Source organism: Streptomyces sp. NPDC059567 (genome assembly GCF_042735655.1).
Taxonomy (GTDB): domain Bacteria; phylum Actinomycetota; class Actinomycetes; order Streptomycetales; family Streptomycetaceae; genus Streptomyces.
This window is the reverse complement of the sequence record NZ_JBHWBS010000077.1, coordinates 19,921-28,294: the sequence shown is the minus strand read 5'-3', so window position 1 is coordinate 28,294 and position 8,374 is coordinate 19,921. Positions and strand designations below refer to the sequence as shown.

The following is an 8,374-nucleotide window of genomic DNA, read 5'->3' as shown; positions in this document are numbered from 1 at the left end:
TCGATCGCGCGGGGCGGGGTCGGGGGGGGCCGGCGGGGGGCGGGGGGCGCGGGGGGGGCCCCGCCGCCGGGCGCGCGGCGCGGGGGCCCCGCGCCGTGCTGTGCACCTGCTCGACCATCGGCGGCGTCGCCGAACGGAGCGCCGCCGAACTGGGCGTGCCCGTCCTGCGGGTGGACCGGCCGATGGCCGCCGAGGCGGTCGGGTCGGACCGGATCGTGGTGGTCGCGACGGTGGAGTCCACCCTCGCGCCCACGCTCGACCTGCTCCGCGAGGAGTCGGGGGACAGGACCTCGTTCGTCACCACGCTCGTCGTGGACGGCGCCTGGGAGCGGTTCGAGGCCGGCGACCGGGACGGCTATCTCGACACGGTCGCGGCTGCCCTGGACCGTATCCCCGCCGACGGGGGTGTCGTCGTCCTCGCCCAGGCGTCCATGGCGGACGCCGCCGAGCGGACCACGACCCCGCTGTCCGTCCTCTCCAGCCCTCGCCTCGGTCTCGCCGCCGCGGCCACGGCGGTGCGCCGACACGGATGAATGGCCCCGGCGGGCGCGGGCACACGCTCCGGGAGAGGCTGGAGCCGTACGGCCCCGTCGATCGAGAGGCCCGTCATGACCCATCCGTACCCCGATCCGGTACCGCCCTCTCCGATCCCGCCGCCGGGGCCGGTGCCTTCACCGCCGACACCGGTGCCGGAACCGCCTCCCGTGCCGCCCCCGAACCCGGTTCCGGAGCCCCCGGGACCCGCTCCCGTACCGGGACCCGAGCCCCAGCCCGAGCCGGGGCCCGCACGGAGCTGATCCGTAGGTGACACAAGGGACTTGGGGTTTCGCCCCGGCTCTTGTCACGGCCTGTGACCTTCCCTTACCTTGGGCGACTGCCGATGCGCTTCCGCTGACGCGTACGAGGGGGGCCCATGGCCGTACGGGGACGACACCGCCGGTACCAGCCGAGCCGGATCAACCGCGCCTCGCTCACCGTCACGGCGGGCGGCGCCGGGATCGCGTTACCGCTGGTCGGTGCGGGGGCCGCGCAGGCCGCCTCGCTCGACGTCTGGGAGAAGGTCGCCGCCTGCGAGTCCTCCTCCAACTGGCGGATCAACACGGGCAACGGCTATTTCGGGGGACTGCAGTTCAGCCAGTCCACCTGGGAGCGGTACGGCGGCACGCACTACGCGCCCCGCGCCGACCTCGCCTCCAAGGACCAGCAGATCGCCGTCGCGGAGAAGGTCCTCAAGGGACAGGGCCCGGAAGCCTGGCCGACCTGCTCCTCGCGTGCGGGACTCGGGCAGGCGCCGGAGCGGGCGGAGGTCCGGCCCGCGTCCGTACCGGCGCAGCGCGACGCGACGGGGCAGCGCGCGGGGCAGGTCCAGCGCACTCCCGCGGCCAAGCCCCCGGCGGCGACCCCGACCACGGTGCCGACGATCCGTGAGATGTACACGGTCGCCCCCGGCGACTCGCTCTCCCGGATCGCCCGGGAGGAGCGGGTCAAGGGCGGCTGGCAGCGGCTGTACGAGGCGAACCGCGCCGTCGTCGGCAGCGATCCCGACCTGATCCATCCGGGCCAGAAGCTGACCCTCCGGATCGCCGCCCCCGGCCGGCCGCCCACGGACCAGCCCCCGGTCGCCAAGCCCGTGCCCACGGCGAAGCAGGCCACGGCCAAGCCGCCCACGACCCAGCCGGCTCCGAAGGCCACCAAGCCTCCCACCGCCCCGCAGGCCAGGCCGGCGGCCAAGCCGGCCACCAGGCCCGCCGTCAAACCCGTCGCCAAGCCGGCCGCCAAACCCGTCGCCCGGCCTGCCGCCAAGCCCGCGGCCAAACCGGCCGCCAAGCCCGCGCCGCAGGCCGACCTCTTCAGCGCCCCCGTCTCCGCCTCCATCGGCACCCGCTACCGCGTCTCCGGCTCCTCCTGGTCCAGCGGGTATCACACCGGCGTCGACTTCCCCGTCCCCACCGGCACGTCCGTGAAGGCCGTGGCCACCGGCAGCGTCGTCTCCGCCGGTTGGGGCGGCGCGTACGGATACGAGGTCGTCATCCGCCACGACGACGGGCGCTACAGCCAGTACGCGCACCTCTCCGCGCTCACCGTCCGCGAAGGCCAGCGGGTCAACTCCGGGCAGCGCATCGCCCGTTCAGGATCGACCGGCAACAGCTCGGGACCGCATCTCCACTTCGAGGTGCGCACGGGTCCCGGGTACGGGTCCGACATCGACCCCCTGGCCTACCTCAGGGCGCGGGGCGTCGCGATCTGACACGAGCCGTTTCTCTGACACCGAGAGCGAGTCGTCCGACGCCGTCAGCCGGTCCGTCGTGAGCTGGATCAGACCGCCCGCCGCCACCGCGCCGCAGATCAGCGCGGCCACGGTGCCGGCCGCGCCGTACCGGAAGCTCTCGCCGAACAGCGTGAGGCCCACCGCGGCGGCGACCACCGGGTTGACGACCGTGACCGTGGCCAGCGGCGCCGCGAGACCCGCGCCCCGGTAGGAGGCCTGGGAGAGCAACAGCCCGGTCACCGCCAGGGCGGAGAGGACCAGCAGGCTCGTCCACTGGGCGAACGGCGCGTCCGGCGACCACTCGACGGCCACGGTCTTGGTGAAGACCGAGGCGATGCCGAACGACACACCCGCCGCGGCAGCGAGCACGATGCTGCGCAGCACCGAGCGGCCCAGCAGATGGGCGGCGGTGAAGAGCCCGCCCACCACACCGAAGGTCGCCGCGGCGAGGAGCCAGCGCTCGGTGCCGCCCAGCGCCTGGGATTCCGCGCTGCCCGTCAGGCTGAGCAGCCCGGCGAGTCCGACCGTGGCCATGAGCGCGCCGCGCCAGGCCCTGTGGCCGGCCCGGCGGCCCACGAAGAGGGCCGCCATGGGCAGGGCGAAGACGATCGTGAGCGCGCCCAGTGGCTGGACCAGGCTGAGCGGGCCGTAGGCGAGCGCCGCGACATGGAGCGCCGCACCGAGACCGTTGAGCAGCACGGACCCCCACCAGGCCGGGCTGCGCAGTGGTGCGTAGGTCGGGCCGCCGGTGGCGGCCGCGACCCGCTCCTGCACGATCGCCGCGGCCGCGTAGGCGACCGCCGAGACCAGTGACAGGAGTACGGACAGCAGGAGGGGGCTCATACATACAACGATCTCTCTTCCGGGCGTTCACGTCGTCGTACCTGGGAACGCCTTCGGACGTACTGCTGTCGCAGTACGGGACCGTCTCGTACGCCTTGGGATGTACGCCAGCGCAGGTCAGGAGGGGTGGAAAGCGACCTTTCCGGTATCCAGGTCGAAGCGGGCGCCGACGATCCGGGCCTTGTGGAAAGCCTCATCCCGAGCCAGTCGCCGCCGAATCCGGTCCACATTGGCCCGCACCGTGTTCTCCACCCAGTCACCCGGCAGATCGCGCGCCGCGCGCGCCGCGGGGGCGAGCTCCTCCACGATCCGGGCGAGGTGTCCCTCGACGGGCTTGCCCGTCCGTACGTACTCCACGGCGGCGGTCGCGGCCCCACACCGTTCGTGCCCCAGGACGACGACCAGCGGGACGTCCAGCTCCTCGACGCCGAACTGGATCGAGCCGAGTACCGCCTCGTCGAGGGCCTGCCCGGCCGACCGTATCGCCAGCAGGTCCCCGAGGCCCTGGTCGAAGACCAGCTCGGGCGGCACCCGTGAGTCGACGCAGCCGAGGACGAGGGCGAACGGGTGCTGGGAGACCGCCACGGCGGCGCGCCTCGCGGCGTCCTCGTGGGGGTGGATCTGCCGGAGGGCGGCGAACCGGGCGTTCCCGGCCCGGAGTTCGGCCAGGGCCGCGGCGGCGGTGAGCGGTTCCCCGGGTCGGGACCGGCGGGCCGGGGGTGTGGCGGCCCGGGCGGAGGCGGGGACGGCCGCCGCCGCGGCCGCGGCGGTCAGCGCGAGCACCGCGCGACGGCCGGGAACGGTGGAGGGGATGGGGTTCGTGGAAGGTGTCATGCGGTCGAGCGTTACGGTGATCGGCGGTCGTGGAGCCTCACTTGGAGCGAGCATGACTCGGAGATGACCATCCATGACCCGAAGATGACCATGCATGACCGGAACGCGACCGGGCCTTTGCCGGACGCCGGTGCACCGAGCGACGATGCACCCGACGGCCGTGCACCCGACGCCGGACGCGCGACCGGCGACCCTGTCAGGAGGCAGTGACGGTGGATCTCGGCGAGAGCAGCACGGTCGGCGGCTTCTTCGCACTGCGGACGGCCGCGCCGGAGACCGGCGGCGCGCATCTCCCGCTCGCGCGCCTGTACGCGGGGGAGACCGGCCCCCTCTCCGCCCGCGTCGACCGCGTCGGAGCCCGCCTCCGCGCCCCCGAGCGACGGGTGGCCGCCTCGATCGCCCACCTCGGGCTCGCCGCCCGGCTCTGGTCCACCGCCCTCGGCCCGGCCGCCCTCCACGGCAGGTTCCCGGCCCTCGACCCGGCGGACCTGTACTGGGACGGGGCCCTGACCTCGCCCGACGACCTGTGGTGGGCGGGCACGGACACCCGTCCCGCGACCGTGGCCGACCTCCGCGAGGCCGTCCAGCTCGCCCACCTCGTCCCACTGCACGACGCCCTCCGCCGCGACGGGCGGATCTCGCCCCGGCTGCTGTGGGGGAACGCCGGCTCCGCGCTCGCCGGAGCCCTGCGCGAGCTGACCCGCTGGGCCCGCGCACAGGGCCGCCCCGAGGCCGCCCGGCGCGCCGCCGAGCTCGTGACCGGACTCCTCGACCACCCCGACCTGGCCCGCACCGTCCAGGGACCCGCCCTGCGACGTACCAGTTGCTGCCTCTACTACCGCTGCCCCGGCGGCGGACTCTGCGGCGACTGTGTGTTCGACCACGCTCCCGCCACGGGTTTGGAGACACGGCCCCCCGCTCCGTAAAGTTTCTCTTTTGAGGACATGGGCGCGCGCGAGCGTACGAGCGATCGAGGAACGACAGAGGCCATGACGGTGACCGAAGAAACCCAGGAGTACGGGCCGGGTATCGACCCCGAGCGCCTGGCCGTCTGCCTGAGCGTGCTCGACGAGCTCGACGAGCTGGAGGTCGACCACCCGGACGCGATCGCCGTCCGGCGAGCCACCGCCGGCATCTACCGCACGGTCAAGCAGCGCCGCCGCCAGGAGCGCCGGGCCGCGAAGACCGCCCACGACAAGGCGGTCACCGAGGCCACCGCGACCGGCTCCGCACAGCGGATCGACGACGAGACCGAGGGCATCCTGCCCTCCTCCGTCACCGAGGCCGGCAAGATCGCCGGGATACTTCAGCGCCCCCGCTCCTGCTACACCTGCAAGACGCGGTACGTCGAGGTCGACTACTTCTACCACCAGCTCTGCCAGGACTGCGCGGCCCTGAACCGGTCGCGGCGCGACGCCCGCACCGACCTCGCCGGCAAGCGCGCGCTGCTCACCGGCGGCCGGGCCAAGATCGGCATGTACATCGCGCTGCGGCTGCTGCGCGACGGCGCCCACACCACGATCACGACCCGGTTCCCCAAGGACGCCATCCGCCGCTTCAAGGCCATGGAGGACTCGGCGGACTGGATGCACCGTCTGGAGGTCGTCGGCATCGACCTGCGCGACCCCGCCCAGGCGGTCGCCCTGGCCGACCGGATCGCCGAGGACGGTCCGCTGGACATCCTCATCAACAACGCCACGCAGACCGTGCGCCGCTTGCCCTCCGCCTACGCCGCCCTGGTCGATGGCGAGAGCGCCCCGCTGCCCGCCGGTGAGCTCCCCGCCCACCATGTGATCGGAGCCTTCAACTCCGGCGCGGTGGACGGCCTGACCGCGCTGCCCGTCGGCGTCAGCGGCCTGGACGCGCAGCAGGTCGCCGACCTCGCGCTGGTCGCCGGCAACGCCAGCGTCGAGCGGCACCGCGACGGCAGCGCCATCGACGCGGGCGGCCTGGTGCCGGACGTCGTCGAGACCAACACCTGGGTGCAGACCATCGAGCAGATCTCCCCGGTGGAGCTGCTGGAGACCCAGCTGTGCAACTACACGGCGCCGTTCATCCTGATCAGCAAGTTGCGGCAGGTCATGGCCGAGGCCGCCGAGAAGGCGTCCAGCGGACGGGCCTACGTCGTGAACGTCTCGGCGATGGAGGGCGTCTTCGGCCGCGGCTACAAGGGCGCCGGGCACCCGAACACCAATGCGGCGAAGGCCGCGATCAACATGGTGACGCGGACCAGCGCCCAGGAGATGTTCCAGAGCGACGGCATCCTCATGACCTCGGTCGACACCGGGTGGATCACCGACGAGCGCCCGCACTTCGACAAGCTGCGCCTGGCCGAGGAGGGCTTCCACGCCCCGCTCGACCTGGTCGACGGCGCCGCGCGCGTCTACGATCCCGTCGTGCGCGGCGAGGCGGGCGAGGACCTGTACGGCGTCTTCCTCAAGGACTACGCGCCCGGCAACTGGTGATCGGCTCTCGGTAAGCCGCTTTCGGCAACCAAGCCTCGGTAAACCGCCCAGATGTCCGAAATTCACTCGATCGCGTCACACTTCTGGGCCCCATAGAGCGCCCAGCCGCTCATTTGGTTACTCTGATGTCCACGGTCGGCCACCGGGGTTTCACAAAACCCCCACGGCTTGCCTGGGGACTGGCCTGCCACCAAGGCCGCGGTCCCGCCCGAAGAACGGCGCCACCGCGACCGAAACGGCCATGTCCTCATTGGTACGCGACACAAGGGAGTGCGCGGTGACACCAGAATTGACGAAGCAGGAACAGCGACCGGCCGAACATCCTGAGCGGCCACGCCGCTCCGGTGAGCTGGGCAGCCTCGACGTGTGGGCCCACGCGGCTCCGATCCGGCTGGCGGGCTACGAGGACGACCTCGCGGAGCCGCACATCCTGCCCGGTATCGACTGAGTCGTAACTGTCGCTTCGCCCTGTGCCCCCGGCCGCCCCGCGACCGGGGGCACAGGCATGTCCGGGGCCCCGGCGCCGTCAGCGCCGTGCCACGGTCCGCAGCTCGACCGGCGGCAGATACTCCCGTACGAGCGTGCGGTGCCACCACGCCCCGGTCTCCCGCAGCTCGCGCCAGGTCGTGTAGCGGTAGCGGTACAGGCGGGCCCTGATCCGGGCCGGCGGCGCGTCGGGGAACGGATTGTGGCGCAGCAGCCGCAGGGTGTCCCGGTCCCCGTCGAGGAGCCGCTCGACGAACGGCCCGAACCAGTCGCGGGCGTACGCGGGGGAGAGCGCCGCGAACCACATCAGCCAGTCGAGCCGCAGATGGTACGGGGCGAACTGGCGCGGCAGCCGGCGCGGATCGCCCGGCTTCCCCTTGAAGCCGTACTCCTTCCACTCCGCGTCCCCGTTCCGCAGGGGGTCGGATGTGCCCTCGATGACGATCTCGTCCCGGATCCGGCCGACCGTGCCGAACGCGCCGTACGTGTTGACCAGGTGGAACGGGTCGTACGAGCGATTCATCGCCTGCCGCCGCGACAGCAGGTTGCGGACCGGCCGGTAGCTGCGGAAGAGGACCAGCGCGGTCACGGCGACCACCACGACCACGTACCAGATCGGCGGGGAGGGCTGTGGGTGCTCGCCGACGAGGAGCGAGCCGTCCACGGCGGAGAGCGCGAGGACGATCGTCAGCCAGTTCAGCCAGGCGAAGTTGCCCGAGAGCACCAGCCACAGCTGGGTCGCCACCATCAGGCCGGCGGCCACTGTCGCCACCGGCTGCGGGGTGAAGAGCAGTACCGGGACCAGCAGCTGGACGACATGGTTGGCGGCCACCTCGACCCGGTGCAGCGGGCGGGGGAGATGGTGGAAGAACCAGCTGAGCGGGCCGGGCATCGGCTGGGTCTCGTGGTGGAAGTACAGGCAGGTCAGGTTCCGCCAGCAGGCGTCACCGCGGATCTTGATGAGGCCCGCGCCGAACTCGACGCGGAACAGCAGCCAGCGCAGCAGCCACAGGACGAGGACGGGCGGCGCGGTGTCGTCGTTGCCGAGGAAGACCGCGAGGAATCCGGCCTCCAGGAGCAGCGACTCCCAGCCGAAGCTGTACCAGGTCTGGCCCACGTTGACGATGGAGAGGTACAGCGCCCAGAGCAGCGCCCACAGCAGCATCGAGACGGCGAGCGGCACGGCGTCGCCCGCGCCCGCCACCAGGGCGAGGGCCACGGCCGCGCCGCTCCAGGAGACCGCCGCGAACAGGCGGTCCGAGTAGTGCCAGTGGAAGAGGCTGGGGGTCTGACGCGGCTCCACCCGGCGCAGGTACTCCGGTACGGGGAGCATTCCGCGCTCGCCGATCAGGGCCCGGAACTGGAGAGCGGCCGAGAGGAAGGCCACGAGGTAGAGCCCGGCGAGCCCCCGCTGGAAGACGATCCGGCTCAGCCAGTAGTCCGGTGCCGTGAACCACTCCATCCCTTCCAGTATCGG

General features: G+C 72.7%; 8 protein-coding genes. 5 read left to right on the top strand and 3 right to left on the bottom strand.

Features of this window, described 5'->3' with window-relative positions; all coding sequences use genetic code 11:
• Together ACFVZW_RS27410 and ACFVZW_RS27405 are read left to right on the top strand one after the other, a co-directional pair.
• On the top strand, positions 1 to 533 hold a 533-nt coding region (locus ACFVZW_RS27410; protein WP_384526467.1), incomplete at its 5' end, for a hypothetical protein.
• Positions 534 to 913: 380 nt separating this feature from the next.
• Complete coding sequence (locus tag ACFVZW_RS27405; RefSeq protein ID WP_384526464.1) at positions 914 to 2,248, top strand: transglycosylase family protein; 1,335 nt, start codon at positions 914 to 916, stop codon at positions 2,246 to 2,248.
• Here the strand turns inward: ACFVZW_RS27405 and ACFVZW_RS27400 are convergent.
• Together ACFVZW_RS27400 and ACFVZW_RS27395 are read right to left on the bottom strand one after the other, a co-directional pair.
• On the bottom strand, positions 2,129 to 3,112 hold the full coding sequence (locus ACFVZW_RS27400; RefSeq protein ID WP_384526460.1) for a DMT family transporter: 984 nt from the start codon (positions 3,110 to 3,112) through the stop codon (positions 2,129 to 2,131). The two genes, ACFVZW_RS27405 and ACFVZW_RS27400, sit on opposite strands and share 120 nt — an antisense overlap.
• A gap of 117 nt (positions 3,113 to 3,229) precedes the next feature.
• The gene (locus tag ACFVZW_RS27395; protein WP_384526457.1) at positions 3,230 to 3,946 is read right to left on the bottom strand and encodes a carbonic anhydrase; all 717 of its coding nucleotides are present in this window, start codon (positions 3,944 to 3,946) and stop codon (positions 3,230 to 3,232) included.
• A 212-nt stretch (positions 3,947 to 4,158) separates the two neighbouring features.
• Between ACFVZW_RS27395 and ACFVZW_RS27390 the strand changes: the two genes are divergently transcribed.
• The 3 genes from ACFVZW_RS27390 to ACFVZW_RS27380 all read left to right on the top strand — a co-directional run bounded on the left by ACFVZW_RS27390 (position 4,159) and on the right by ACFVZW_RS27380 (position 6,859).
• Positions 4,159 to 4,872 carry a (2Fe-2S)-binding protein gene (locus ACFVZW_RS27390; protein WP_384526454.1) on the top strand — a complete coding sequence of 238 codons (714 nt, stop codon included), beginning with the start codon at positions 4,159 to 4,161 and terminating at the stop codon, positions 4,870 to 4,872.
• Between the two features lie 63 nt (positions 4,873 to 4,935).
• The gene (locus ACFVZW_RS27385) at positions 4,936 to 6,411 is read left to right on the top strand and encodes an SDR family NAD(P)-dependent oxidoreductase (protein ID WP_384526451.1); all 1,476 of its coding nucleotides are present in this window, start codon (positions 4,936 to 4,938) and stop codon (positions 6,409 to 6,411) included.
• Positions 6,412 to 6,688: 277 nt separating this feature from the next.
• Positions 6,689 to 6,859 (top strand): hypothetical protein, encoded by a 171-nt coding sequence (locus tag ACFVZW_RS27380; protein ID WP_362355075.1) that lies wholly within the window; start codon positions 6,689 to 6,691, stop codon positions 6,857 to 6,859.
• Positions 6,860 to 6,937: 78 nt separating this feature from the next.
• On the opposite strand, the gene ACFVZW_RS27375 is transcribed toward ACFVZW_RS27380, so the two are convergent.
• On the bottom strand, positions 6,938 to 8,359 hold the full coding sequence (locus tag ACFVZW_RS27375; RefSeq protein ID WP_384526448.1) for a lipase maturation factor family protein: 1,422 nt from the start codon (positions 8,357 to 8,359) through the stop codon (positions 6,938 to 6,940).
• Between the last annotated feature and the right edge of the window lie 15 nt (positions 8,360 to 8,374).

What these genes read in the sequence shown, in the direction of transcription:
- ACFVZW_RS27385 (WP_384526451.1), top strand. Translation starts at nt 4,936, where the DNA reads ATGACGGTGACCGAAGAAACCCAGGAGTACGGGCCGGGTATCGACCCC.
- ACFVZW_RS27400 (WP_384526460.1), bottom strand. Translation starts at nt 3,112, where the DNA reads ATGAGCCCCCTCCTGCTGTCCGTACTCCTGTCACTGGTCTCGGCGGTC.
- ACFVZW_RS27375 (WP_384526448.1), bottom strand. Translation starts at nt 8,359, where the DNA reads ATGGAGTGGTTCACGGCACCGGACTACTGGCTGAGCCGGATCGTCTTC.
- ACFVZW_RS27405 (WP_384526464.1), top strand. Translation starts at nt 914, where the DNA reads ATGGCCGTACGGGGACGACACCGCCGGTACCAGCCGAGCCGGATCAAC.
- ACFVZW_RS27395 (WP_384526457.1), bottom strand. Translation starts at nt 3,946, where the DNA reads ATGACACCTTCCACGAACCCCATCCCCTCCACCGTTCCCGGCCGTCGC.